25 protein-coding genes are annotated in these 23,998 nt (G+C 64.1%); 8 read left to right on the top strand and 17 right to left on the bottom strand.

The window, feature by feature from the left end:
- Window positions 1-22: 22 nt before the first annotated feature.
- Window positions 23-388: a flagellar biosynthesis regulator FlaF gene (flaF, locus tag ACVISU_RS35120; RefSeq protein ID WP_050403500.1), complete on the bottom strand. Its 366-nt coding sequence runs from the start codon at window positions 386-388 to the stop codon at window positions 23-25.
- A 205-nt stretch (window positions 389-593) separates the two neighbouring features.
- On the bottom strand, window positions 594-1,763 hold the full coding sequence (locus tag ACVISU_RS35115) for a flagellin N-terminal helical domain-containing protein (RefSeq protein ID WP_050403501.1): 1,170 nt from the start codon (window positions 1,761-1,763) through the stop codon (window positions 594-596).
- A 370-nt stretch (window positions 1,764-2,133) separates the two neighbouring features.
- Between ACVISU_RS35115 and flbT the strand changes: the two genes are divergently transcribed.
- Window positions 2,134-2,565 (top strand): flagellar biosynthesis repressor FlbT, encoded by a 432-nt coding sequence (gene flbT, locus ACVISU_RS35110; RefSeq protein ID WP_050403502.1) that lies wholly within the window; start codon window positions 2,134-2,136, stop codon window positions 2,563-2,565.
- A gap of 112 nt (window positions 2,566-2,677) precedes the next feature.
- Here flbT and ACVISU_RS35105 read toward each other — a convergent pair whose 3' ends face one another.
- From ACVISU_RS35105 to ACVISU_RS35085, 5 genes are all read right to left on the bottom strand, one after another.
- Window positions 2,678-4,558 carry a flagellar protein gene (locus ACVISU_RS35105; protein WP_456709994.1) on the bottom strand — a complete coding sequence of 627 codons (1,881 nt, stop codon included), beginning with the start codon at window positions 4,556-4,558 and terminating at the stop codon, window positions 2,678-2,680.
- A gap of 7 nt (window positions 4,559-4,565) precedes the next feature.
- Window positions 4,566-6,443, bottom strand: coding sequence for a flagellar hook-associated protein FlgK (gene flgK, locus ACVISU_RS35100; RefSeq protein ID WP_050403504.1), 1,878 nt, complete (start codon window positions 6,441-6,443; stop codon window positions 4,566-4,568).
- Window positions 6,444-6,489: 46 nt separating this feature from the next.
- Window positions 6,490-8,322, bottom strand: a complete 1,833-nt coding sequence (locus tag ACVISU_RS35095; protein WP_050403505.1) for a flagellar hook-basal body complex protein — start codon at window positions 8,320-8,322, stop codon at window positions 6,490-6,492.
- A 186-nt stretch (window positions 8,323-8,508) separates the two neighbouring features.
- The gene (gene msrB / locus ACVISU_RS35090; RefSeq protein ID WP_456709993.1) at window positions 8,509-9,009 is read right to left on the bottom strand and encodes a peptide-methionine (R)-S-oxide reductase MsrB; all 501 of its coding nucleotides are present in this window, start codon (window positions 9,007-9,009) and stop codon (window positions 8,509-8,511) included.
- A 78-nt stretch (window positions 9,010-9,087) separates the two neighbouring features.
- Window positions 9,088-10,569, bottom strand: coding sequence for an NAD(P)/FAD-dependent oxidoreductase (locus tag ACVISU_RS35085; RefSeq protein WP_456709992.1), 1,482 nt, complete (start codon window positions 10,567-10,569; stop codon window positions 9,088-9,090).
- A gap of 94 nt (window positions 10,570-10,663) precedes the next feature.
- Here ACVISU_RS35085 and ACVISU_RS35080 point away from each other — a divergent pair, with 94 nt between their 5' ends.
- Window positions 10,664-11,206: a SixA phosphatase family protein gene (locus ACVISU_RS35080; RefSeq protein WP_050403508.1), complete on the top strand. Its 543-nt coding sequence runs from the start codon at window positions 10,664-10,666 to the stop codon at window positions 11,204-11,206.
- A gap of 155 nt (window positions 11,207-11,361) precedes the next feature.
- Window positions 11,362-11,787 carry a universal stress protein gene (locus tag ACVISU_RS35075; RefSeq protein WP_050403509.1) on the top strand — a complete coding sequence of 142 codons (426 nt, stop codon included), beginning with the start codon at window positions 11,362-11,364 and terminating at the stop codon, window positions 11,785-11,787.
- 393 nt (window positions 11,788-12,180) lie between these two features.
- Here the strand turns inward: ACVISU_RS35075 and rpoH are convergent, their stop codons facing one another.
- The 8 genes from rpoH to ACVISU_RS35035 all read right to left on the bottom strand — a co-directional run bounded on the left by rpoH (window position 12,181) and on the right by ACVISU_RS35035 (window position 16,589).
- Entirely contained in the window at window positions 12,181-13,101 is a 921-nt protein-coding gene (gene rpoH / locus ACVISU_RS35070; RefSeq protein ID WP_456709991.1) for an RNA polymerase sigma factor RpoH, read from the bottom strand.
- Between the two features lie 20 nt (window positions 13,102-13,121).
- The gene (locus ACVISU_RS35065) at window positions 13,122-13,631 is read right to left on the bottom strand and encodes a hypothetical protein (protein ID WP_050403511.1); all 510 of its coding nucleotides are present in this window, start codon (window positions 13,629-13,631) and stop codon (window positions 13,122-13,124) included.
- A 15-nt stretch (window positions 13,632-13,646) separates the two neighbouring features.
- The gene (locus ACVISU_RS35060; protein WP_050403658.1) at window positions 13,647-13,967 is read right to left on the bottom strand and encodes a hypothetical protein; all 321 of its coding nucleotides are present in this window, start codon (window positions 13,965-13,967) and stop codon (window positions 13,647-13,649) included.
- A gap of 72 nt (window positions 13,968-14,039) precedes the next feature.
- On the bottom strand, window positions 14,040-14,495 hold the full coding sequence (hspD, locus tag ACVISU_RS35055) for a small heat shock protein HspD (protein WP_050403512.1): 456 nt from the start codon (window positions 14,493-14,495) through the stop codon (window positions 14,040-14,042).
- Between the two features lie 390 nt (window positions 14,496-14,885).
- The gene (locus ACVISU_RS35050; protein ID WP_456709990.1) at window positions 14,886-15,371 is read right to left on the bottom strand and encodes an Hsp20/alpha crystallin family protein; all 486 of its coding nucleotides are present in this window, start codon (window positions 15,369-15,371) and stop codon (window positions 14,886-14,888) included.
- A 128-nt stretch (window positions 15,372-15,499) separates the two neighbouring features.
- The gene (locus tag ACVISU_RS35045; RefSeq protein ID WP_456709989.1) at window positions 15,500-15,730 is read right to left on the bottom strand and encodes a hypothetical protein; all 231 of its coding nucleotides are present in this window, start codon (window positions 15,728-15,730) and stop codon (window positions 15,500-15,502) included.
- 17 nt (window positions 15,731-15,747) lie between these two features.
- The gene (locus ACVISU_RS35040; protein ID WP_456709988.1) at window positions 15,748-16,071 is read right to left on the bottom strand and encodes a hypothetical protein; all 324 of its coding nucleotides are present in this window, start codon (window positions 16,069-16,071) and stop codon (window positions 15,748-15,750) included.
- Entirely contained in the window at window positions 16,068-16,589 is a 522-nt protein-coding gene (locus ACVISU_RS35035; protein ID WP_456709987.1) for a hypothetical protein, read from the bottom strand. Before ACVISU_RS35035 ends, ACVISU_RS35040 begins: the two co-directional genes overlap by 4 nt.
- Window positions 16,590-16,944: 355 nt before the next feature.
- Here ACVISU_RS35035 and ACVISU_RS35030 point away from each other — a divergent pair, with 355 nt between their 5' ends.
- From ACVISU_RS35030 to ACVISU_RS35015, 4 genes are all read left to right on the top strand, one after another.
- Complete coding sequence (locus ACVISU_RS35030) at window positions 16,945-17,871, top strand: helix-turn-helix domain-containing protein (protein ID WP_050403518.1); 927 nt, start codon at window positions 16,945-16,947, stop codon at window positions 17,869-17,871.
- 150 nt (window positions 17,872-18,021) lie between these two features.
- Window positions 18,022-18,327, top strand: coding sequence for a hypothetical protein (locus ACVISU_RS35025; protein WP_050403519.1), 306 nt, complete (start codon window positions 18,022-18,024; stop codon window positions 18,325-18,327).
- A 36-nt stretch (window positions 18,328-18,363) separates the two neighbouring features.
- Entirely contained in the window at window positions 18,364-18,732 is a 369-nt protein-coding gene (locus tag ACVISU_RS35020) for a cupin domain-containing protein (protein WP_050403659.1), read from the top strand.
- 90 nt (window positions 18,733-18,822) lie between these two features.
- Window positions 18,823-19,281 (top strand): hypothetical protein, encoded by a 459-nt coding sequence (locus ACVISU_RS35015; protein WP_456709986.1) that lies wholly within the window; start codon window positions 18,823-18,825, stop codon window positions 19,279-19,281.
- Window positions 19,282-19,339: 58 nt separating this feature from the next.
- Here the strand turns inward: ACVISU_RS35015 and ACVISU_RS35010 are convergent, their stop codons facing one another.
- Both ACVISU_RS35010 and ACVISU_RS35005 read right to left on the bottom strand, forming a co-directional pair.
- Window positions 19,340-21,883 (bottom strand): EAL domain-containing protein, encoded by a 2,544-nt coding sequence (locus tag ACVISU_RS35010; RefSeq protein WP_456709985.1) that lies wholly within the window; start codon window positions 21,881-21,883, stop codon window positions 19,340-19,342.
- Window positions 21,884-22,228: 345 nt separating this feature from the next.
- Window positions 22,229-22,465 carry a DUF1127 domain-containing protein gene (locus ACVISU_RS35005; protein ID WP_456709984.1) on the bottom strand — a complete coding sequence of 79 codons (237 nt, stop codon included), beginning with the start codon at window positions 22,463-22,465 and terminating at the stop codon, window positions 22,229-22,231.
- 180 nt (window positions 22,466-22,645) lie between these two features.
- Between ACVISU_RS35005 and ACVISU_RS35000 the strand changes: the two genes are divergently transcribed.
- Window positions 22,646-23,989: an aminotransferase-like domain-containing protein gene (locus tag ACVISU_RS35000; protein ID WP_456709983.1), complete on the top strand. Its 1,344-nt coding sequence runs from the start codon at window positions 22,646-22,648 to the stop codon at window positions 23,987-23,989.
- Window positions 23,990-23,998: the final 9 nt, after the last annotated feature.

The raw sequence follows: 23,998 nt of genomic DNA, 5'->3' as shown, positions 1-23,998 counted from the left end.
GGGCTCCGTTGCGAACCGTCGATCAGCCGCGGCCCGAAAGGCCGGCTGCGATGTTGCAGTTGATGTCGATCAGCGACTTCAGCTTCGCCGGGTCCGGATTCATCTGGATGTCGATGGTCTGCTTCATCACGAACACGCTGATGTTCGCGATGTTCTGACGCACCTCGAGCGGCTGCGGATTGTCGGCGCCCTCTGCGGCGCTCAGGAAGATCGACCACAGGCGGCGATTGAACAGCAATGCGTGATCGAGCGCCTTGTCGAGGCCGTTCCAGTTGGCCTGGACTTCCTGCAGCTGTCGCGCGGCCTTCAACAACGCCTGTGCTTCGATTTCACGGGGAGATGCCGTCGTCGTTGACGTACGAGCGTAGGCCTGGGCTGCATTCGACATTAATGACCTCGATGGGGTGCGGATTTCTCGGGCCGCGGAGACGCAATTCTAGCGCCCGATATTTATGCATCCGGCGCCTTTAAATATGGTTAGCACGCGTTACGAATGCGCCGTTCTGACGGCATGGAAAGAGACCGTAATACCCCGGAGACAAAGAAAAACGGCGGGGTTTCCCCCGCCGTTGTCGAAGTGCTTCTCGGCGCGTTTAGCGGAGCAGCTGCAGCACGCTCTGCTGGCTCTGGTTGGCGAGCGCCAATGCGGAGACCGCGATCGACTGGCGGGTCGACAGCGCCTGGCTGTTGGCCGCTTCCTCGTTGGTGTCGGCCAGCGTCAGGTTGGACGAGCCCGTCTGCAGCACGTTGATCAGGTTCTTAGAGAAGTCCTGACGGATCTGCACGATCGAGAGGTTGGAGCCCAGCGTCGAGGCTTCGCTGCGCAGCGACGAGCTCGCCGTGCTCAGCGACGCGATCACGCCGTTTGCCGAGTTGTTGTCGAGGAAGTCGGTGCCCGCGGTCAGCGATTTCAGGCCGAGGCCGGCGGCATCGAACTTGACGCCGGTGATGCTGAGTGTCGACTTGCCGGTCTCGTTGAAGGTCAGCTTCAGGCTGTCACCGCTCAACAGGTTGATACCGTTGAACGAGGCGTCCTGCGCCGTGGTCGTGATCTGCGAGATGGTGTTGTTGTACTGCTGCACCAGGGCCGCGCGCGCCGACTGCGAGGCTGAATCGGCAACCGGAGCGGTGCCGGCTGCGCTGAACGTCGCGGTGCCGCCGCCGGTGTTGGTGAAGGTCACCGCACCGATCGTCGAGGACGCCGCGTCATTGGTCGTGGTGATGACGAGCTTGTTGGAGCTGTCCAGGCTCGCGGTCAGATTGCTGGCCGACAGCGCGGTGTTCAGCTGCGCCAGCGAGCTGCTGGCCCCGAAGGTGAAGCTGAAGGCGGGCTGGCCGGCTGACGCTGCGATCGCAAGAACGTCGCCGCTCTTGATCGTGGTGCCGTCGACGAGGTTGGCGGATGTGCCGCCGAGCGCCGCGGTGGACGTGGCCTGCGACCTGGTGGTGTAGCCAGTCGGGCTCTGCAGCACCTGGTTGGCGATCGACTTCGCGGTATCGACCAGCTTCTGCAGCGAGGTAATGCCGGTGTTGGCGGCCTGCAGCACCTGCACGCCGTTGCCGATGCCGTCGAGCAGGTTGTTGATGTCGCTGGCGCGGTTGTCGAGCGACTGTGCGGTGAAGAAGTTGGTCGGGTTGTCGAGCGCCGTGTTGACCTTCTTGCCGGTGGCAAGACGGTTCTGCGTGGTGGAGAGCAGATCGGCGGTGGACTGGAGGGAGAGGAGGTTCTGACGAACGGAGGAGGAGAGAATGATACCGGACATTTTCATACCTTTCTGGTGTGAAACTGAGGAAAAACCCGCGCCAATCCTTTCTGATCGAGCGGATGGCCGATCCTGCGGGTCAAGCCTCGAAGGAAAAAGAAATCTCCGGCACGGCATTTGAGACAAATGCCGAAGAATAAAATTGTCGCCATTGGGCGAAGTTCGCCGTGAAAACTACTGAGACGATTGCCGATTTCGACTGAGTCCCGCTAGTCGCGCGGACCCGCTGTTCACCAAGCGTTAACCATCATGGGAAAGGATCGCTGTCGCATCGGCCCCGGGCCGCGATCGCGGCTGCTAAGCAGTGCCGAACTCAACTTCGTTCCGCTAGCGACGATATCGCGCGACTGCCCGGCAAAGGAGAACGGTCATGGCCCTGAAGGTCGAACTCAAACCGAACGAGCGCATCATCGTCGGCAATTGCGTGATCACCAACACCGATCAGCGCGCCCGCCTCTTGATCGACGGCGACCGCATCCCGATCCTGCGCGAGAAGGATATCCTGACGCCGGAGACCGCGGACACGCCGGCGAAGCTGATCTATCTCGCGGTACAGCTGATGTATCTGTCGCCGGACCCGATGGCGCACCACCCGACCTATTTCAGCCTGGTGCGCGATATCATCACCGCGATGCCCAGCGCCTGGCCGTTCATCGAAAGCGTCAACAACTTCATCCTCAACGGCGATCTCTATCACGCCTTGAAGGAATCCAAGAAGCTGATCGCGCACGAGGAGAAGTTGCTGGAAACCGCGCGCGGCCAGCAGAACGGCAATCAGGACGACACCCGCAAGAGCGCGTAGAGCTTGTTGTTGTTCACGCGAACCAGCATCCACTTCCTTTGAAGACGCTCTAGCCCCGCCTGAACGAAAAAGGCCTCCGCAAGGAGGCCTTTTTGCTGGCTGGAGATGAGGTTCAACCGATTGGCAGATATTTCAACAGCGTGGTCTGATACAGCATCGACGTGGTCTGATACGACGCCTGCAGGCTGGTCTGCAACGCCAGGATCTTGGTCGCAACCTCGTCCTGATTGACGCCCTCGACCGAGTCGAGCATCGTCTCCGCCATGCTCTTGAGCTGGGTCTGACGATCGGTGGCTGCCTTGGTCGCCGTCTGCGCACCGGCGAATTCGGCTTGCACGTCCTGGATCTGCTGCTGGCCGTTTTGCGGCGCGAGGTTTGCGCCGACGCGCTGCGCGAGTGCCGTCACCTGTGCGCTTGCATTCGGGTTGCTGGCGTTGGTGGTCACCGCCGCATATACCGCGACATTCTGCAGCAAATAGCGGAACGCCTGTTCGTTGGCACGCGCGCCATACTGCACGGTGATCGACTGATCGACCTGCGCGACGGCGGTGCCGCGCGCCGATCCCGGGCCATTCTCGCCGGTGTACCAGTACACGGTGTTGTCGGGCGTGCCCGCGACCAGATTGGTCGCCGTGTCGAACGGTGGTCCCCCTACCCTGAGGGGCGCCGGGGTCGCAGTCGTGTTGTTGGCGATGCCGAGCGCGCCGAGTGCGGTCGTGTTAGAGCTCGATATCGAGAGGCTCGCGCCATCGGCGCCGTGCAACGTGATCGCACCATTGCTGATGGTCGACGGGTTCTTGGTGCCGCTGACCTGGTCGATCTTCGCCATCAGCGTCTGCACGCTGTCGGTGATGTTGACCTGGTTGCCGGTGGCGCCCGAGGCAACGAAGGTGATCGGGGTGCCGTTGACGGTGATGGTGTCGCCGGCCGCGAAGCTCGTCGAGAGCGAGTTGGTGCCCGCCGCACCCGAGAGGGCGGTGGCGCCGCTGATCGGCGCCCGCGGCGTGTTCTGGTTGTTGGCAGCGGCGCCCGAGACGGTCGCGACCGGATTGAAGAAGTTGTTGGACGCCGCGACCGCCGAGGCCGCCACCAGCGACGTGTCGCTCAGCGTCTTGATCGACGAGGTCAACGTCGATTGAAGGTTGGCCGTCGTCGCCGTGGTGTCGGCACCGATCAGGAACGAGCCGGCCGGCGGCGGATTCGTGGTCGTCGCCGTGAGCTCGATCGCATCCGTGGTGCCGTCGGGCAGCGTGAAGTTGAACTTGATCTTGTCGCCGTCCTTCGGATTGACGGCGCCGAGATCGACCGAGGTGGACTTCGGCGTGCCGGCCGGCTGGGTCACGGTGGCGCCGGTCAATGACGATTGCACCGACAGCAGCTTGAGGCCGAACGGCGAGCCGTCCTCGGCGACGCTGGTCACCGTCGTGGTCGCCGGCGGCGACGAGACGCTGAGGCGTCCCATCAAACCGGTGCCCTGATCGGCCTGCTTGCGCTCGTTGATGAGCTGGGTGAGGCCGGCCTGGGTCGCCGTGCCCTTCAACATCGTGTCGGCCGAGACCGTGGCCGGCGTATCCATCGCGCGGCCGGAAAACAGGTAGCGGTCGCCGGACTGGCTGTTCAGCATCGCGACCGCGTTGGCAAACGCCGCCTGCGCGGTGATCTGACCCGAGGTCTGCCCGCTCTCGTTGAGCGTCAGCGTCGCGGTCGTCGCGGCGTTCTTCACCTGGGTGCCGACGTCGGACAGCCCCTGCAGACTGAGATTGGCCACGTTCAGGCGCGTGTTGAGATTGGTCGCAGTGTCCGAGAACGCGTTGATGCCGCTGATCTGGGCACGCAGGCTGAGCGCAAAGCCGCGATCGAGTCCCTGCCCTGCATAGGTCGTCGATACCCTGCCGGTCGCAAGCTGCGTCGTCAGGTCATTGAGCTGACTGCGCAGGTTGAGGATCGTGGTGCCGATATAGGAAGTTCTGCCGCTTACGCCGTCGATCGACATGTTACCCTCACGTGAGCTGCAGCAGCGCGTCGTACATCTGCTTGATCGACGACATCACGCGCGCATTGGCGGAGTATGCATTCTGCAACGACAGCAGATGCGCCATCTCCTCGTCCATGTTGACGCCGGAGGTCGAGTCCATCTTGGTCTGCAGCGTATTCAGCACGACGTCCTGACCGTCGGCCAGCTGCTTGGCCGCCGTCGCCGATTCGCCCTGCTGGCTGATGAACTGCTTGGCGAAGTTCAACAGCGTGCCGGTGAACGGCGCGCCGGACGTGCCGAGGCCGGTCTTCGGCGAATAACTGTACGAGGTGTTCGACAGCTGGTTCAGAATGAGATTGGCGCGCGTGGTATCGCCCGCCGGCGTCTGTGGATTGGTCGAATATACGACCATGCGCGAGGGATCGCCGACCAGGGCGGTGTTGACGCTGATGCGCGCGGCGAGGCCGGTCGACTGCGAGCCGTTCGCGGTGATCGCGCCGGTGTAGAGCCCGCCATTGTCGGTGAACAGCGGGAGCTGCGGATCGCCCGACGTCAGCGACGAAACGGTCGATGTGACCGACGCCGCGGTCACGTCGGCCTTGTTGGCGGCACCGTCGTCGAGCACGCGCAGCGTCGACCCGGAAGGATTGGAGAATTGCAAGCCGGTTCCGCCGAGCGCGCCGTTGAGCTGCGACAGCACCGAGCTCATGCCGCCGGAGAAATCCACACCCAGCACCTCGTCGTTCGGATCGACGGTCGCGGTGTTGCTCAGCGGCAGCACGCTCGGATCATCAACGCGGACGATCGACAGATTGTGCGTGATGCCGGTGGTATTGTCCTTGTAGGAGACGTGGATGGTGTTGCCACTCTGCAGCCCCGAGAGATCGAGGTCGAAGCCGGACTGCGCCCCGGCCGTCGCCGCGGTGCCCGCCGTCGTCTTGTCCGACAGCGCGCTCGACATCGCGGCGGCGAACTGGTCGATCTGTGTCTGGGCCTGCGCCAGCGTATTGTCGCGCAGCTCGAGATAGGCGGCGATCTTGCCTGACCGGATCGAGTTGGTCGACACCATGTCATAGGTGCCGCCATGCGGGAACGTGATGGTGATGGTGCCGACGGTGCTCTTGGTCGGGTCGGTATTGTACTGCGTGTTGGGCGTCATCGTGCCCTGGGCGTTGAAGCTGAGCGTCGCAGCTTCAGTGCCGACCAGCTGCACGCCGGAATTGGTGAACACGGTCACCTGGTTCTGGCTGTTGGTAACGGTACGGATGTCCATCAGCTGCGAAAGCTGGGTGACGTAGCGATCGCGCTGATCGAGCAATGCAGCGGTCGAGGCGTCCTGCGTGCCGCCGTTGGCCTGCAGTTGCACGTTGAGACGCGCGATCTGTTGCAATGCATTGTTGGCAGTGCTGACGGAATCGCTGATGCCGGCCTCGGCATTGGCGCGCAGCGTCTGGATTCCCTGCGAGGTCGCGTTGAGCTGCTGCGCCATGGATTGCGCGGCATTGACGACGCCGATGCGGGCCGACTGCGAGTCCGGGCTGGTCGACAACCCCTGCAGCGCGGTCAGGAACTTGTTGTAGGCGTCCTCGATCGTGCCGGTGGAGTCGGGATTGCCGTAGACGCCCTGCAGATTGGCAAGGAAGCTCGAACGGACGTCGGCGTAGGACGCGCCCGACGTCTCGGTACGAAGCTGGGTCTGCAGGAATTCGTCGAGCTGGCGGTTGACGCCGGTGATGAGGACGCTCGACCCGAACTGGCCGGTGGTGCCGGTATCCTGGTTGAGCGTCTTCCTGACGTAGCCGGGCGTCTCCGCGTTGGCGACGTTCGACGACACCAGCGAGAGCGAGGCCTGCGTGGCGCGCAGGCCCGACATCGCGGTGGAAAGGGCTTGGCTCAAACCCATGATGTGTACTCGCCTTTACTGCTTCACGCGTGTATCGCCGCTGCGATCAGCGCACGACATTCAGGAGATCCTGCACCATCGAATTGGTTGTCGTGATCACCTTGGTGTTGGCCGAATAGGCCTGCTGGGTCACGATCAGCTTGGTGAACTCGTCGGCAATATCGGTGTTCGAGCTCTCGAGCGACGAACCGACAATGGTGCCGGCCTTGCCGAACAACGCCGCGCCGGACTCGTCGGTCGCCTCGAACGCACCGCCGTCGATGCGCTTGAGGAAGTTGGTGCCGTTGAAGGTCGCCACCGAGATTTCGGCGAGGTCGATGTTGCGGCCGTTGGTGTAGTTGCCGACGATGCGGCCGTTGGTCGAGACGCTTACCGACTGCAGCTGGCCGGCCGGAAAACCGTCCTGCTGGATCTGGTTGACCTGGACGTTGCCGTTGGCGTCCGCGAACTGGGTCACGCCGCCGGAGCCGAAATTGATCACGGGGCTGCCGAGCGACACGCCGTTGACCACGGCATTGTTGAGCGAGACGGAGGAGATCGCCGGCGACATCTGGCCGTTCGCCGCGAAGGTGAAGTTGATGTTGGCGTTCTGCCAGGAGACCTGCGTGCCGGTCGCATTGGGGTTGACCTGATAGAACAGGTTCCAGGTATCGGTATGTCCGGAGCCCAGCGAGGAGCTGTCGGTCTTGGCCCAGCGGAATTGCAGGTTCACCGGTGCACCCGAGACGTCGTAGGCCGTGACGGCGCCGCCCGATACGGATTCGTTCAGGAAAGTCGAGTTGTCGTTGCCGACGACCTGGCCGGTGCCGACGGTACCGCCGCCGCCGCGGGTCGCCACCGCCTGCCCGGTGAAGCCGAGCGCCGCAAGCGCGGTCGAGTTCGAGCTCGTCACCTGCAAGTCCGCCGCGGTGCCGGAGTGCAGGGTGATCTTGCCGCCGCTGATCGTCGACGGGGTCGCGGTGCCGGTGATCGCGTCGATCTTGGCGAGCAGCGTTCCGATGCTGTCGGTGACGTTGAGCTGGTTGCCGGTCGCGCCCGAAGCCACGAAAGTGATGACGGTGCCGTTGACCGTGATCGTATCGGCCGGCACGACCGGGGGGCCGGCAGAGCCGGCGCTGAAGCTGGCATTGATCGAATCGCTGCCCGCCGCGCCCGAAAGCAGGGTCGCCGCGGTATTGGCGACCGACGGCGTCGCCTTGTTGTTCTGCGCGGTGCCGGTAACCGATGAATCGGTGTAGGGCGCGGCCGGCGTGCCCAGCACCAGCGGGTTATGACCGGCGCTGAACGCGCCCGGCCGGATCAGCTCCGAACCGGGGACGGAGGTGTCGTGCGACGTGGTCAACGGATAGGATGCGAGGTTGGCGCGGTAGTCGATCTTGGTGGTCTGCTGCGCCGGCAGGAAGTCGTTCTTGAACCGCAGCACCTGCGGCGAGGAGCCCGACGGGTTGCCGGTGGTCGGATCGATCGGCACGCCCTCGAGATAATAGCCGGCGCCGTTGACGAGATAGCCGTCCTTGTTGAGCTGGAAATCGCCGCGGCGGGTATAGCGGTCGACGCCGTCGAACACCGGCGAGCCGTCGGTGAAGCTGCCCGGCTTCTGCACCGCGAAGAAGCCGTTGCCGTTGATCGCCATGAAGGTCGCGACCGATGCCGACTGCACGTCGCCCTGCACCGAGTTGGTCGAGCGCGACTGCGCCGTGACGCCGCCGGCGAGCTGCGCGGTCAGCGCGGTCTGCGGGACGAGGTCAAGGAAAGAGGTATCGATGCGCTTGAAGGCCGTGGTCTGCGAGTTGGCGATGTTGCCGGAGATGTTTTCCAGCGCGTACGACCCTGCGCGCAAGCCACCGACCGCCGTCGTAAGAGCGCCGAAGATACCCATGACATGTTCTCCAATTCGATTCCCGGCGGCTGGCAATCACAGGAATGGCCGCATCGGCGGAGCATGTCGCAAAGGTCGTGCCACGAAACGAAACGTAACAAAATCATGCGCTTGAAAAAAAAGCCCCGGCCGTTTAACCGGGGCACAATTGCCGGGCCGGCAACAATTGCCGGGACGATTGTGGCGTCAGGTCGCCGAGGGCGCGGCCGGGTGAAACACCAGCGCAAATCCGTCCATGCAGTAGCGCAGCCCGGTCGGCTTCGGGCCGTCATCGAAGACGTGGCCGAGATGGCCGCCGCAGCGGCGGCAATGCACCTCGGTGCGCAGCATGCCGAAGGTGCGGTCTGACGTGGTGCCGATCGCATTGTCCAGCGGCTTCCAGAAGCTCGGCCAGCCGGTGCCGCTCTCATACTTGGTCTCGGACGAAAACAACGGCAGGTCGCAGCCGGCGCAGGCGAAGGTGCCCTTGCGGTGCTCCTTGAGCAGCGGGCTCGATCCCGGCCGCTCGGTGCCTTCCTTGCGCAGGATCTCGTATTGCTGCGGCGTCAGCTGCGCGCGCCATTCGGCGTCGGTCTTCTCGATCTCGAATTTCTCGGCGGCGTGTGCCGGCGAGGCGCGCAGCCAGCGGAAGGCGGCGAGGCCGAACAGGCCGGCGACGGAAGCAAGCAGGATGCGGCGATCGATCATCAATCATCTCCGATGCGGACGGCCAAAGCTGGCGAACAAGACTGGCTCGTCACCAAATACGAACCCCGCCGCCGGACGTTACATCCGCTCGTCGGAGATCCGCTCACTTTCTTGCGAGGGATGAACATCCTCGGCCTGCCGGGGCGCGGGTGGCGGCACCGGCCGCACGGCGGACGGCGGCGGGCGGCGGGGCGCCGGCCCCCGGGTTCCCGCCTTGAGATTGGCCTCGGCCAGCCGCGCCTCGCGACGCTGCTCCTTCGCACGCGCACCCTCGCGGTAACGCGCCAGCACGCCCGCCGCGGATGCGGCGCCCCTCGCCCACAGGCCGATGAAATGACCGGCGACCCGGCCGGTGGTGCCGCCGGCCCAGACCAGTTCGAACGGCGAAAACAGCCGCCAGCGGTCGTCGCCCCACAGGATGCTGCGCGCGATCAGCTGCCCGGCGAGCGCCGAGGTGTTGAGCCCCTGCCGGCCGAAGCCGCTCGCCACCCACAGACCCCTGCGCAACTGCCCGATCTGCGGCATGCCGTGCACGGTGACGCCGACCGCGCCCCCGAACGTGTCGGCGATCGGAACCTTGCCAAGCTGGGGAAACACCGTGGCGATGCGACGCTGCACCGCCGCACCAAGCCGCTTCGGCCGCGCGTCCCAGGTGGTCTCGGGACTGGCCCACAGCAGGCGATCGCCGTCGACGACGCGGAAATGGTCGATGCCGTCGCTGTCGAGGACCGAGCCGGAAAAGGCGATCGCCTCCGCCAGCCGTTCTCCGAGCGGTTCGGTCAACGCCGCGTAGCGCCACACCGGCAGCAGCGTATCCGACAGGCGCTTCAGCGGCGCGCCGAGATGGATGTTGCCGGCGAGCACGATATGGTTGGCGCGCAGCCGCGCCGTCGGCGTCACGATGCGTTTGCGGATGCCCGAAAAATCGATGCTGACGACCGGCGTCTCCTCGAAGATCCGCACACCCGCCCGCATCGCCAGCGCGGCGAGACCATGGACATATTTGCGGCCGTCGATCTGGAACGCCTTCGGATAAAAGATGCCGTGGAAATAGCGCCCGGTCCGGAGCACGCTGCGCACGCGATCGACCTGCCAGCCTTCGACCTCGGTGGCGAATTCCTCGCCCAAAATCTGCAGGCGGCTGATCAGCGCTTCGCCGACATCGACATTGGAAACTTCGAGCACGCCGTCGCTGGGGCTGATGCCAGGGATCAGATCCTCGGTGGCGGTGGCGCGGACATAGTCGGCGCCCTCCTTCGACAGCGCCCACAATTGGCGGGCATCATCGAGGCCGACACGCTCGATCACATCCGAGATCGGCAGGCCGAAGCCCGGCATCACGGTGCCGAGATGGTGGCCGGAGGCGTTCCAGCCGATTTGGCGGCCCTCGAGCACGGCGACGCTGGCGCCAAGCCGCGCCGCCTCGCGTGCCACGGTCAGGCCGGCCAGCCCGGCCCCGACCACGCAGATGTCGACGTCGAGGTCGAATGCCAGACGGTCGCGGGACGGCGAGGCCGCCTTGTCGGGGCTGTCTGCCGCACTTGTGGTAGTCTCGCTCATGTCGTTTCTTACGAACCGCTGCGGCGCTTGTCACCTTGTCCGGGGCATGAGCCTGTAGAATTAATTCGACCAGACCGAATCGAGATGGAAGTTCATGCGCCGTTTGCTGCTGCTGCGTCACGCCAAGACCGAAACCGACGCGCCTTCGGGGCAGGACCAGGACCGCCGTCTCGACGAGCGCGGCCACCGCGATGCGGCGGAGATCGGCGGCTGGATCGCCCGCCACCCGCCTTTGCCCAATCTCGCCCTGGTATCGCCGGCGGTCCGCACCACGCAGACCTGGGAGATCGTGCGCGGGGCGCTGAAGGGTGCGGGACCTGCGCCGAAAGTCGAACTCGTGCCGGAACTCTACGGCGCCGATCCGGCGCAGTTGCTGATCGCAATCCGGATGGCGTCCGTCACCGACCCGAAGCGGCTGATGCTGATCGGCCATAATCCCGGCATGCACGAGCTCGCCCTGACGCTGACCGGCAGCGGCGACGAGGCCGCCAAGCGCGCCCTCGCCGACAACCTGCCGACCTCGGGGCTCGCCGTCTTCGACTTCGCGACCGACGACTGGAACGAGGTCTCCTTCCGGCGCGGCAAGCTCGTCCTGTTCGTCAGCCCCAAACTGTTGAAGCAGGCCTCGCGCGGCTGACGCAAGCGGACAGCGCCGCCCTGCCATGCTATATTGCTGCCGGCGCGACAGGGGGACCGGTTCGCGGCGACACACAGGCTACGTCAAGAACAAGAAGCGCGCGTCCCGGCACAGGGACCAAACGGCTCCAGACCCATCGCGGACAGGAGGCGCAGATGTACAAGTCCATTCTCGTGCCGATCGACCTCGCCGACACCGATCTGGCGAAGCCGGCGATCGCAACCGCTGCGACGCTGTCGCAAACATGGAACGGGACGGTGCGTCTGCTCAACGTGCTGCCGATGACGCCGGTGATGCTCGCCGAATATGTCCCGGCGGATTTCGACAGCCAGCAGCGTGAAACATCGGAGGAAGCGCTCGCCATCGTCGCGCGCGAATCCGGCATCGCGCCCTCCCGCATCTCCGGCGTGGTCCGCCAGGGCGGCATTTATCACGAGATCCTCGAAGAGGCCGCGAACATGAAGGCCGACCTGATCGTGATGACCTCGCACCGCCCGGCGATGCGCACCTACTTCCTCGGCTCCAATGCCGGACACGTGGTGCGCTACGCCAAGTGCTCGGTGCTGGTGGTGCGGCACTAACGCGGAATGAGTTTTGGGGCCTTCGCACAGGCGGCGCTGCCAAAATATCGAAAACAACCCCATGCACAGTAACCGGCGGCTGCCGGCGTTCCACCAAGCAGCTTGACACGTCGGGCAACTCAGGGATATATTTCTACTATCCCGAAATTGCGCCCCGCATCCCCCTCGCCTGCACGTCACAGGCGGGAGAGGAAGGCGCGCCCTATCTGCGGCTGCGACCTGATCTCATCCTGCCTTGATCCGACCAGGACGCGGACTTACTCGCCTGCTGCCATGGTGGAATTTGCCCTGTACGGGTCCTCAAGGATGCGGACTAGCTCGGCCGCAACGGCGGCTCCGGCTGCGGCCATGGTATTTGCAATCAGCAGGGAGAGAACGACGGGCGTCAACATCTCAGACCTGGCGAGCGGACTGCGTGTTGGTTGATTTGACGGAGCTCTGCGTCTGGCAGGCGTCTCCTTGTTGCATCGCGGATTTGACTTTCTGGAATGCCCGCGACTCTATTTGGCGGACGCGCTCTCGCGAGATGCCATACTCGATCGCGAGCGCGTCGAGCTTGGGAGGAGCCTCGGTGAGTTGGCGCATCGTAAAGATATGTCTTTCGCGCGGACTGAGAGTTTGAATGGCAGCTTGCAACGCTGCGCGACGTCGCGCCAATTCTTCGTCTTCAGCAATCTTGATGTCGTGGCAAGGTGAAGGATCGACGAGTCGTTCGAGCGCATCACCCGCCTGCGGCGCGTCGTTGAGCCGGGAATTCAAGGAGACGTCGCCGCGCAAGCGACGATCCATATCCACGACGTCACTTTCAGATACTTTGAGGCGTTCAGAGATTGTCTTGGCTTGATCCGGTCGCAAATCCCCGTCATCGAGCGCCGAAATCGCGCTCCTGGTCCGCCTCAGCTTGAAGAACAGCTTCTTCTGTGCAGAGCTCGCCGAAATCTTCACCAGCGACCACGACCGAAGGACGTATTCCTGGATCGTCGCCTTTATCCACCACATCGCATAGGTCGAAAGCCGAATCCCGCGCTCTGGATCGAAGCGCCGCACCGCCTGCATCAAGCCGACATTTCCCTCGGAAACGATGTCGGCGATTGGCAAGCCGTAGCCCCGGTAGCGCATCGCGATCTTCGCGACGAGACGCAGATGGCTGGTGACGAGGCGATAGGCTGCATCGCGGTCGCCGTGCTGACGCCAGCGCCGTGCGAAGCGGGTCTCCTCTTCCTGAGTCAGGATCGGAAACTTGCGAATTTGGCCGAGATAGTGCGTGAGCCCGCTACTGATGGATGGCTGCAGTTGAGAGACAGTTTGCTGCATTGGCCCCTCGCAAGAGCTTCCTAGACGTCAATGGAAACAGAGTCCGGACCATCGCGCCCCTGATGAGGGCCAGATCCCTTACCCTGATCGGCGGCGGGCTCTGGTTCCGGCCCCACAAGGTTCAAGGCATCAACGATGTCGTCGAAGGTGACGGCATTGGCCTGAACGGGTTGGCTTGGGCCTGCAACCGCGCAAGCGTTTGCGGCCCAGGATGACAGGATTGCCCGCTTCTCGTACGGCGTCAGATCGCAGTCGTCGACGACGTCCATCGGATGAGCGAATGCGCCGGCCGGGTCCAGCAGCGCGGCCATTTCAAGCGTTGTCGTGCGTCCCTCGATCCTCGGCAGCAGCGCGCAGATGCGGTCGGGGAACGCCTCTCGCAGAAGTCCTGTCGCGGAGGCCTGCTCTTCGCTCAATCGGCGCTCGACATAGCAGCGTTCAAGGTCCGAAAGACGCGTTGCGAGCAGCCTGCGATAGCGCTCGATATTCCTTCGGTGCGCACGCAGCCGTTGCAGGTTCGCTTCGAGCATGATCCGCCCCCGGCCTCAGGCAGCAATGGCACGTTCGGTAGAGCGCAATCGGCAGGGCTTGCCTCCGGGAGAATTCCGGGGACCGCCATCGAGCTCGCACAGCGCTTCCAGGATCTCGTCGATCGAAACCGGCTTCTTCAGTCCGGCAGGCGAACGCATCGAAGGGCACGATGCGATCGCAGAGGCATCCGACGCCCAAGATGCCAGAATTGCTCGCTTCTCGGCGACCGTGAGGACCGGGTGATTCACCACATCCTTCGGGTGCTCGAAGACGGTGCCGGGATGAAGCAGCGCGTTGAAGTCGAAAACATTGTCGTCGGCGGTCGTCGGCCGCATGGTATCCTCCTTTTCATTGACGATGAGCGGCGGCCGCGCGACGCGTCGCGCGGCTGCCAACCGGAGCCCTGACTAGGCTGCCTTGGCTTCGAGCTTCTGGACGTTGTCGGCCGGTGCGCCGTTGATCGCGATCCGGCGCGGCTTCATGGCTTCCGGGATTTCCCGGACCAACTCGATCTTGAGCAGGCCATTGTCGAACGCGGCGCTCTTGACCTGAACATAGTCCGCCAGATTGAACTGACGCTTGAAGTTGCGGGTCGAGATTCCGCGATAGAGGAAGTCCCGCTCGGTTTTGTCGGACTTGCTGCCTTCGATCGTGACCACGTTCTGCTCGGCCGTGATCGTGATATCGCCGGGCGCAAAACCGGCAACCGCCAGCGAAATCTGATAGCGGTCCTCCGCCAGCCGTTCGATATTGTAGGGGGGATAGTTGTCCTCGCCGGCCCGCTGGGCCATTTCCGCGAGGTCGAACAGGCGGTCGAAGCCAACGGTCGAGCGCCACAAGGGAGAGAAGTCGTAAGTGCGCATAGCCAAATCCTCCTAAGAGCAAGATGGATACGAGCGACACCGGACACGACCGGTGCCCGCCTCAGTGCCCGGGCCCTTGCGGCGCCCAGACGCCACCGCTCGATGGCGACAAAAAAATTAGCAAGGTCGCTTTTGGTTTCAAGAGGGGGGCAGAAAATTTTCTGGTGACCGTCAGCGGCGGGCCCGGCGCCTCCGGCTTTCGTTAACAAACACCGAGGGACCTCTCGTCGGCCCCGGTTGCGCCGATGAAGACTGCGGCCCGGTGCATTGACCGGGGAAACGCCCGTTCACCGAGGGCGCAGCAATGCGGGCGGCGCATTCAGCGCCGTCCGCATGATTTAGCCTGGAGCACGATCCGGAAAACCGCTTCGCACTTTTCCGGATCATGCTTTAATGGGTGTTGATAGCGATGCGCTTGACGCCTTCTCGCGGGTTGTCGGACTTCGGCAAGGAGATCGTCAGGACGCCGTTCTTGAACGATGCCTCCGCCCTGTCCTCGTGCACGCCCTCGAGCGGGATCTGGCGCTCGAAGGAGCCGTAATAGCGCTCGGTGAAGTACTTGCCCTCCCCGTTGCGCTCGGCCTTCTTCTCACCGCGGATGGTCAGGACGCCATTGGCAATTTCGACCTGGACGTCCTTCTCGGTCATGCCGGGCAGTTCCGCCGAGATGGTCAGATTCTTGTCGCCATCGTTCAGCTCGAGCCTTGGCCAGCCGAAGCGGCTCTCCATGAGCGGACTGGTGCCGCCGAAGCCGCGAAACACATCGTCAAACAGACGATTCATCTCCCGATGCAGCGTCATGAAGGGATCGTAAGTATCGCGCACGGGCGCAAGCTCCTGGTTCTTTGTCCAGGGAATGAGATCACGAATAGCCATGTTTCTTCTCCTGCTGATACGGCTTTGTTCTCCTGTTGATACGGGGCGGGCGCACTTGCCCACAGCCGGCGTCCCGATGTTGTGACTGCGGTCAAGATCTGCGGTTCTTTCAAGCGCCTCCTTTGATTTTAAGCTGCTTTGATCTCGTGCGCGCCTGCAAGGCGTTGCATCTGGTCCTCGGCTGCCGCGGCCAGGCGGAGCAACCTCTGCCGGAGTTCACCCGGCAGGTCATCCTGCGCCAGCAGCTTTTGGCAGTGCAACACGACGCGACGTTCGCTGTCGACGAGAAAAACGCGCACGTTCTGCGGAAGCGGCCGCCCACCCTGCGATGCGGGCGGCCAGGATGCAGGCTTGGACATCTTCGGCCTCGTCGGCTTCAGCTGACACGGGGCAGGTCCCGCTCATCATCCCAGGGAAGGCGGAACATGCCGGGATGGCTGCTGTCCGGCAGCAGCAGGGTGTCGACCTTGAACAGCGGCCCGTCCGGCTTCCAATCCATCCAGCGCATCGAATCGAGATAGCGGACGGGTGGGAGCGGCAATACATGGCCGGCTCGATCGGACACCGCTTTGGGCGTGCTGTCCATGGCAGTGGCGCCGGTCGGCGACAATATCGCCAATGCGAGGGCGCCGGCGATAAATCTCCGGCTACGGCTGAAATTCTCCGGCGTGGCGGAGACGGGTTTTCGATTCCTGGTCATCTCATCCTCCTGTCGGTACGAAGCTGATCCATCCGATCGTCAGAAAGCTGAGGACGAACATGAGCCAATGCAGTACAGCCGTCCCGCTTTTTCGCGATCGAGTTTGCATGCGTCTGCTCATCTTGGGTCTCCTGGTATGTCTCTCCTTTCTCCTTCGAGCTTGAGCCGGCCATCGTCGCGGATGGCCTCATCAGAAGGTCATCGCCGGCGCCGTTGTCGCGGGCTCCGACTTCCTCCGGCCTCCCGGCAACCAGCGTCCGGACCGGCTCGGCGGCAAACGACTTGGGAATCGAAAAAATCGCGTTCAAGGGCTCCCGCAATTTTTTTTTGCGACATCCAGCCGGCGGATCGAATGTGATCGCTCGTCTCGCAGGCGTCATCCTTGCTTCGCTGGCTTCGCAATTTATCCTCGATGGAATCCGGCCAGGGCTCCCGTTGATCGATGACAAGCCCGAACACGGCAGTTCGGAGCGGCACATCGAGCCGCCGGCCGCAGCCCCGCAGTCGATTTCAAGCATCGAACCAGTTTCGCGGCGGGACTACCCGATGGGGACGAGGCTCTTCTGATCCGAAGGCAGCGTCGCCGCGGACGGCACTGCTCTTACTGCCGTGGCCCGTCCCGGCAGGGCCTGCTCGGACCTCCGGCGAGGCCCGCCTGCTCGCCGCACTCAGGGTAGCGTGGAGGTCAAGCGCCGGTCATCCAATTCGATACCGCCCGTCTCGGCGAACATATCCGCCATCGAAATTCCGTACCGAACAGCATAGTCGAATTCCGGTCGATCCTTTGCCGACTTGAAAGTCACAACTGCAGGAAAGACATTGCTAGCCTTGTGGTGGCCTTGTACCCTCGCAGCTTCAAGACTGGGGGCAGCCTTGGAAAGAGACGAACTCGAGCGCCTGGCGGGTCGCAAGTTGCGGCTGAGCTTCGAGGAGATTGTGGGCCATCCTCGCCTGCCGGAGGCGCGACGCGCCTATATCGTGGCCTTCTGTGATTTGTACGAGGGTGATCCGTTCTTGGTTCGCCTGCTACTCCAGGCCGGCCGATTCCTTGTCTTCCTGAGTGCAGCGGTGCTTGAGGCCGCACAGGATCCGGCGCGACGCGAAACCTGGTTCACGGTCTCCGCACTGAAGCGGCAGCTCAATATGCACGGACACGCGAGCGACCGGCAGGTGGATCATCTCCTGGCACGGCTTTGCGAGGTCGGATTTATCGAGCAGAGCCGCGCGCCGGCCGATCGGCGCGTGCGGCTCCTGGCAACCACGGACAAGCTACGCTCGCATCACGCCGAGTGGCTTGCGACGCACTTCGTACCGCTTGCCAAATTGTACCCCCATCATGATTACAGCCCGGTACTGTCACGAAATCAGGCCTTCAACGCGACCCACTGCCGGGTGGGCCTGCCCTTCTTTCCGGTCTCTGTTCGCCTCATGATGACGCTACCCGATACGATGCTGTTTTTTTCCCATGCCGCCGGCCCACTGATTCAGAATGCGGTCCTGAAGGCTGCCATGGATGTGGGCGATCCGGCCGCAGCCATCCCCTACATGGATGTGGCTGATCGCTTCGGCGTTTCGCGAACCCATATCCGCAACCTGATGAACCTTGCGCAGGCGGCCGGTCTCGTCAGGATCATTGGGCGCGGCGGCCGGAGCATCGAGATCATGCCACGCCACTGGGCGAGCTACGATCGTGGCCTTGCAGTTGGAATGTATCTGCACGATGCGGTCAACCTCGTGGCGATGCGCGATTGGACAAAGGCTCGGCACGAGCACGCCGATCGCCTGTTGCTCGTGGACTGATCCTGTCTGCGGCTCCTTCTCTGCCTGTTCGATAGGCGCAAAGTTTTCCGACTGCATCTCGCTTGAAACCGCTAGACTTTGTTCGCGGCCCGACATTGCCCCCAAAGGACGATCTATTTTTCAATTTTCTTTTAGTTAGGGAAAATTTCGATGACCGAAATCAACAGCGGCGGGCACGGCTCAACTGCCGTGCCGCTCCGTTCGCTTGCATATGCTGTGCTCATTGCGATCCTGGCTGCCTTTGGCCTGTACGCCATGTTCATCGCGGGTCCTGCCATGCGCGCCGCTGCGCGCGATGACCTCGTGCGGACGGTTGCCGAGGAAGATCGCCGATTCTGTGGAATGTTCGGAATCGGCGCGGGCACAGACAACTTCGCTGCGTGCAGCAGGGAGTTGTCGATTGTCCGGCAGCGACAGGTTGATCGCGACGATGCCGCCGCCCAAGGTCTGCTTTAGCGACTACCCGAAATTTCTTCCGCATAGGATTTGATCATGGTCAGACGTTCGATGTTTGCACTTGGGATTGCTGCGATCTGGATCGGCTCGGCTGCGGGGCAGGACGCTCCTCCCTCCTATCAAGCCGACCCGACGGTCTATAAGGTCATCTTCGAAGATCAAAACTTCCGTGTGATCACGGCGACCTGGAAGAAAGGTGCGACGGACAAGCCGCATTCACACCCGAATCCTTTCGTGGTCTACGCGCTCGAGGATTGCACCGTGCGAGTCCACAATCCGGACGGCACGGCGCGCGAACTGAAGAACAAGGCCGGAGTTGCCAGCGCGGGCCCTTTAACTTCCTCGCACACGGCTGAAAATGTCGGCGAATCGGACTGTCGAGCCCTTCTGGTGGAACGAAAATGATCCGGCACCAGACAATGCTCGCCGCGGCGAGCGCGTCCATCGCCGCTTATCGGCTCGATCATGCCCGGCGTTAATCGAAGGACAGGCACCATGCATTCTCGGATCGCCCCGATCGTCATCGCCGTCTTTGCATTGCTTGGCGCAATTGCGCCTCCGGCAGGGGCTGAGCAGCCGACCGATACACGAGAGCCCGTGCAACGAACGGAGGCGGAGAGAGCTTTCGTGCTGGAGCAGATGCGACTGTTCCTGACCACCGTCGTGGAAATCGAGGAAGGGCTTGGCTCGGGCGATCTGGATCTGGTCGCACGCGAGGCAGCGGCACGCGGCCGCAAGGCCAATGCCGCACTGGCCCGCCCGCCCACCTTGGCCACCAAAGAGAGCGACGCCTGGAAAGCGATGATCGGCTCGGTCCGCAGCGGCTTTGACCAGATCGCCGAGGAAGCGGCTGCGCGCGCGCCGACGGCAAAAATCAACAAGACGCTTGCCGATACGATGAGGAATTGCGTTGCCTGCCATCAAGCCTATCGCATTGCCGCGGAGGCGCGTTAGGCCACTGCTCGACTTGTCTTTCGTAGCCGGTGAACCGCATTGCCGAGGACAATTGCACCTAAAGGCGATTCCGTTTCGGCTCGATCCGGCGCGCCTCGCGCTCGATGCCGGCGGCCACCAGCGGCGCCTTGTCGGCGGTGACGGGCGGAGAGAACACGAAGCCCTGCACGAGGTCGCAGTCGAGGGTGCCGAGCACGTCCACTTCGGCCGGCAATTCGGCGCCCTCCGCCACGACGGTCATCCCTAGCCCGTGCGATAAAGCGATGATGCCGCCGAGCAGCTTGCGCTTCTCCGGTGCGGTGGAGATGCCGTCGACGAAGGCGCGGTCCACCTTCAGCCAATGGAACGGCAGCCGCGTCAGGTAGCCGAGCGAGGAATAGCCGGAGCCGAAATCGTCGAGCGCGAGGCGGACGCCGAGACCGGAGAGCGCGGTCAGCGTGCGGCTGATGCGCTGCTCGCTATGATCGACAAACAGGCTTTCGGTGAGCTCGAGGCAGAGCAGCTTCGCGGGAAAGCCGGTCTCCGCCAGCACGGCCGAGACGATCGTCTCGAAATCCACGTTCCAGATCTGCGCCGGCGAGACGTTGACCGAGACGGAGCGCGGCGGCAACCCGGCATCGAGCCAGGCGCGGCCCTGCCGGCAGGCCTCGCGCAGCACCCACTGGCCGAGATCGACGATGAGCCCCGAGCTTTCGGCGATCGGGATGAACTCGGCCGGCGAGATCGGCCCGCGCTCGGGATGGGTCCAGCGCAGCAGCGCCTCGAAGCCGGTGACGCTGCCGGTCCGCAGGTCGAGCTGCGGCTGGTAATGGGCCTCGAGGGCGCCGGTCTCCACCGCATGGCGCAGATGCCGGCCGAGGTCGAGCCTTTGATCGACGGCCTGCGCATAAACCGGCTCGAACAGGCGTGCGCGGCCGCGCCCGGCTTCCTTGGCCATGTAGAGCGCGAGGTCCGCGTTGCGCACGGCGGCCTCCGCCGTCGCCCCATGCTCCGGCAGACGGGCAATGCCGATGGTGGCGCCGACGACGGCTTCACCCTCGGCGAGATCGACGGGCACGGACAGCTTGGCGATGAGTCGATCGGCAAGCCCGGTCAGCGCGGCATCGGATATGCCGCATCCTTCCGCCAGCACGGCGAATTCGTCGCCGCCGAGCCGCGCGATGAAGGCGCGCGGCCCGAGCTCCTGCCGCAGCGCGGCCGCTACCTCGATCAGCAATTTGTCGCCGGCGGCATGGCCGAGGGAATCGTTGACCTCCTTGAAGCGATCGAGGTCGATCAGCAGCAGCGCGGCACCGCGGTCGTCGCGAGCGCAGCCCTCGATCAAGGCGGCGAGCTGGCGCGTGAACAGCGCGCGGTTGGCAAGGCCGGTCAAAGGATCGCTGTAGGCGAGCTGTTCGAGCTGGCGCTCAGCCTCCTTGCGCTCGGTGACGTCCTGCACGGTGCCGATGATGCCGACGACCTTGTCGTGGGCCACCTCCGCCTTGCAGATCACTGCCAGATCGCGGGCGCTGCCGTCAGCGTGCAGGATGCGCAGATCGGTGGCCTCGGTTCTGCGGGTGCGGAGCACCCTCCTCTGCACATCGCGGAAGCGATCGGCGTCGTTGCCCAGGAAACGCGGCCCGATGTTCTCGTCGGTCGGTTCGAAGGTATCGGAGTCGAAGCCGAGCAGCTGATAGAGCTCGATCGCCCAGACCGTGCGGCCGGTGTCGAGCCGGTAGCTCCAGGTGCCGATCTTGCCGAGCCGGTGGGCTTCCTCCAGCGCCCGCGTGCGTTGGTCGAGCAAGGCCTTGGCCGCCCTGAGCTGGGTAATGTCGCTGGCCGTGCCGCGATAACCGAGAAAGCTGCCATCATCGGCGAAGATCGGCTTGCCACTGGTGCAGATGCTGACGCGCGATCCGTCCTGGCCGATCACCGTATAGGTGAAGTCGCGGAAAGGGCGGTGCGCCTCCATGTCGGCCCGGTGCCGCGCCATGCCCTCTTCGTCTTCGGGCGAATAGGCGAGCTCCCAGCGCGCACTTCCACCGGACGCGATCGTCTGGAAGGCGGCATTGCCGTCGAGCGATTTGGGATAGGGCAGCAGCCGATGGGCGGCGTCGCTCTCCCAGCACCAGTCCGAGGCGGTCGAGACAAAGTCGGCCAGCCGTTGCTCGCTCTCCGCCAGGCGCCGCAGCGCCGAGGTCTCCTCGGTGACGTCGCGGACAATGCCGGACACGCGCCGAACCTGACCGCGCGCGTCGAATTCCGGCTCGCCATGCACCACGCAGTCGAGCAGGCTGCCATCGGGACTGCGCAGCCGCGTCCGCACGGCATAGGGCTGGCCCTCCGCCCAGCAGGCCCCGTAATGCGTCTCCAGAAGCTTCCGGCTTTCGGGCAAATAGCGTGCGCGCACCGTCGCGATCGGGACGTAGCCGTCGACCGTCTCGAATTGGTAGAAGGCTGCGAGCTCGGGCGAAATCCAGAGATCGGTCGCAGCGGCGCTCTGCGACTCCCAGTAGCCCATGCGGGCCAGCCTGATGGCGCAGCGCAGCGACCGCTCCTCGTGCCAGCGGCGACGCGCTTCCCGGGTCGAGGCCTGCCCTTGCGACAATTTGCGAGCGGCCATCGGTCCCCAACTACAACGCTAGCGTACGCAACTATTACGCTAGCATAGAGCGCCACAACCTTGGAGCGACGGCGGGCACAAACCGGGATTGTTCCGCTTCTTTGGTGTAGTTTCGGTGAATTCCGCAACCGGCGGCAAGTGTGCGGGGCGACCCACCTGAACAGAACTTCGCCGTACTCAAATACTGATCGTTGCAAAGCCGCACCACGAACCGTCGGGATCGGCCGCGATGCGATCGCTCCGATCACGCGAGGCCGGCACTCCGATCGGATGCGCCGTCTGTTTCGCCAGCGCAGGACAGAGCCAATCCTGAACCCGTCTCGCTCCGGCGCATCACGCTGCTGTTTAGCGAATCCGCACCAGGTCAATGTCGAGTTCGCCGGCGACGGCCGGCTCGATCTGGCAGCGCGAGATTCCGATATCGCGCAGCGTCCGGTCGTCGAGCTGGCGCAGCGTCTTGATCGCCTCCCGGCGCACCCAATAGGTCGCGAGTGCATCGCCCAACACCCGGAGCAATCGGAGCAATCCGACCAACGTGCTGGACCGCACGGGCGCTGCAGCGGCTGAGGATATCGTCGTCATTGTCATCTCCTTCGAGGCCCAAACGGCAAAGCTATGCCGTTGACACAAATGCGGTTTCAGCACCTGGGCCGTCAGACCTCGGATTGCCTGCGCACTCCTCGGTACAATCATGGGCTTGTTCCCCCTTAAATGATCCGGTACATTGCTCGGAGCAAGTAAAACATTGCTCTCGGTGCAATAATGTCGAGATTCGAATATCTGAAGCTGGCGGATGCGGTGGCCGCCGAGATCGCCAGCGGCGCGCTGAAGGCGGGCGACCGCCTGCCGCCGCAACGCCATTTCGCCTATGACCGCAACATCGCAGTCTCGACCGCGAGCCGGGTCTACACCGAGTTGCTCCGGCGCGGGCTCGTGGTCGGTGAAGTCGGCCGCGGCACCTTCGTGTCCGGCGAGGCGCGCCGCGGCAACGTCGCCCCGCCCGAACCGCGTGGCGCCCGCATCGATCTCGAATTCAACTATCCGCTGCTGCCGCATCAGGCGACGATGATCGCCAAGAGCCTGGAAGGGCTGGAGCGGCCCGAGGTGCTCGAGGGCGCGCTGCGGCCGGCGACCAGTTTCGGCACGCGGGCGGCGCGCACGATCTCCGCGGAATTCCTGGCGCGCAAGAGCTGGACTCCGAATCCCGACCAGATCGTATTCACCGCCAACGGCCGGCAATGCATCGCCGCCGCGCTAGCCGCCGTGGTGCCGCCCGGCGGACGCTGCGGCGTCGAGGCGCTGACCTATCCGTTCGTGAAGGGCATTGCCGCACGGCTCGGCATCGCGCTGGTGCCGCTTGCGATGGACGAGCACGGCGTGCGTCCCGACGCGGTGCAGAAGGCCCACCGCGAGGCGCATCTGTCCGCGATCTACGTCCAGCCCACGATCCAGAACCCGCTCAGCATCACGATGCCGGTCGAGCGGCGCGCCGAGCTGTTGCGCGTGGTGGAGAAGCTCGGCCTCATCGTCATCGAGGATGGCGTCTATGGATTCCTCGACGACGAGGTGCCGCTGGCCGCGCTCGCGCCGGACAGCTGCATCGTGCTCGACAGCCTGTCGAAGAAGGTCGCGCCCGGCCTCGCACTCGGCTTCATCGTCCCGCCGCCGCGGCTGCGCGAAAACGTCATGGCCGCAGTGCGCTCGGGCGGCTGGACCGCGTCGGGCTACGCCTTCGCCGCAGGGCAGCGGCTGATGGCCGACGGCACCGCGGCCGAACTGTCACGGCTGAAACGGATCGACGCCGGCCGCCGCCAGCAGATCGCGGCCAAGCATCTGGCCAGTTTCGAGATCCAGACCAACCCGAAATCCTATCATCTGTGGCTGACCTTGCCGCCGCACTGGCGCTCGCAGACCCTGGTCGCGGCCGCGGCGCGCCGCGACATCGCGCTGACGCCATCGACCACCTTCGCCGCAACGCCGGGACACGCGCCCAATGCGGTGCGGCTCGCGCTCGCCGCGCCGCCGATGGAGCAGCTCGACATCGGCCTGCGGACCTTGGCGGGAATGCTGAGCGCGACCGAAGAGGATTTTGATTCGACGGAGTGACGTCGCAGC

This window comes from Bradyrhizobium sp. USDA 4452, from assembly GCF_054063575.1.
This window is presented reverse-complemented; position numbering and strand designations above follow the sequence as displayed.

Bases quoted from the DNA above. Each gene is read 5' to 3' on its own strand.
- flaF (WP_050403500.1), bottom strand. From the start codon at position 388: ATGTCGAATGCAGCCCAGGCCTACGCTCGTACGTCAACGACGACGGCA.
- ACVISU_RS35115 (WP_050403501.1), bottom strand. From the start codon at position 1,763: ATGTCCGGTATCATTCTCTCCTCCTCCGTTCGTCAGAACCTCCTCTCC.
- flbT (WP_050403502.1), top strand. From the start codon at position 2,134: ATGGCCCTGAAGGTCGAACTCAAACCGAACGAGCGCATCATCGTCGGC.
- ACVISU_RS35105 (WP_456709994.1), bottom strand. From the start codon at position 4,558: ATGTCGATCGACGGCGTAAGCGGCAGAACTTCCTATATCGGCACCACG.
- flgK (WP_050403504.1), bottom strand. From the start codon at position 6,443: ATGGGTTTGAGCCAAGCCCTTTCCACCGCGATGTCGGGCCTGCGCGCC.
- ACVISU_RS35095 (WP_050403505.1), bottom strand. From the start codon at position 8,322: ATGGGTATCTTCGGCGCTCTTACGACGGCGGTCGGTGGCTTGCGCGCA.
- msrB (WP_456709993.1), bottom strand. From the start codon at position 9,009: ATGATCGATCGCCGCATCCTGCTTGCTTCCGTCGCCGGCCTGTTCGGC.
- ACVISU_RS35085 (WP_456709992.1), bottom strand. From the start codon at position 10,569: ATGAGCGAGACTACCACAAGTGCGGCAGACAGCCCCGACAAGGCGGCC.
- ACVISU_RS35080 (WP_050403508.1), top strand. From the start codon at position 10,664: ATGCGCCGTTTGCTGCTGCTGCGTCACGCCAAGACCGAAACCGACGCG.
- ACVISU_RS35075 (WP_050403509.1), top strand. From the start codon at position 11,362: ATGTACAAGTCCATTCTCGTGCCGATCGACCTCGCCGACACCGATCTG.
- rpoH (WP_456709991.1), bottom strand. From the start codon at position 13,101: ATGCAGCAAACTGTCTCTCAACTGCAGCCATCCATCAGTAGCGGGCTC.
- ACVISU_RS35065 (WP_050403511.1), bottom strand. From the start codon at position 13,631: ATGCTCGAAGCGAACCTGCAACGGCTGCGTGCGCACCGAAGGAATATC.
- ACVISU_RS35060 (WP_050403658.1), bottom strand. From the start codon at position 13,967: ATGCGGCCGACGACCGCCGACGACAATGTTTTCGACTTCAACGCGCTG.
- hspD (WP_050403512.1), bottom strand. From the start codon at position 14,495: ATGCGCACTTACGACTTCTCTCCCTTGTGGCGCTCGACCGTTGGCTTC.
- ACVISU_RS35050 (WP_456709990.1), bottom strand. From the start codon at position 15,371: ATGGCTATTCGTGATCTCATTCCCTGGACAAAGAACCAGGAGCTTGCG.
- ACVISU_RS35045 (WP_456709989.1), bottom strand. From the start codon at position 15,730: ATGTCCAAGCCTGCATCCTGGCCGCCCGCATCGCAGGGTGGGCGGCCG.
- ACVISU_RS35040 (WP_456709988.1), bottom strand. From the start codon at position 16,071: ATGACCAGGAATCGAAAACCCGTCTCCGCCACGCCGGAGAATTTCAGC.
- ACVISU_RS35035 (WP_456709987.1), bottom strand. From the start codon at position 16,589: ATGCTTGAAATCGACTGCGGGGCTGCGGCCGGCGGCTCGATGTGCCGC.
- ACVISU_RS35025 (WP_050403519.1), top strand. From the start codon at position 18,022: ATGACCGAAATCAACAGCGGCGGGCACGGCTCAACTGCCGTGCCGCTC.
- ACVISU_RS35020 (WP_050403659.1), top strand. From the start codon at position 18,364: ATGGTCAGACGTTCGATGTTTGCACTTGGGATTGCTGCGATCTGGATC.
- ACVISU_RS35015 (WP_456709986.1), top strand. From the start codon at position 18,823: ATGCATTCTCGGATCGCCCCGATCGTCATCGCCGTCTTTGCATTGCTT.
- ACVISU_RS35010 (WP_456709985.1), bottom strand. From the start codon at position 21,883: ATGGCCGCTCGCAAATTGTCGCAAGGGCAGGCCTCGACCCGGGAAGCG.
- ACVISU_RS35005 (WP_456709984.1), bottom strand. From the start codon at position 22,465: ATGACGACGATATCCTCAGCCGCTGCAGCGCCCGTGCGGTCCAGCACG.
- ACVISU_RS35000 (WP_456709983.1), top strand. From the start codon at position 22,646: ATGTCGAGATTCGAATATCTGAAGCTGGCGGATGCGGTGGCCGCCGAG.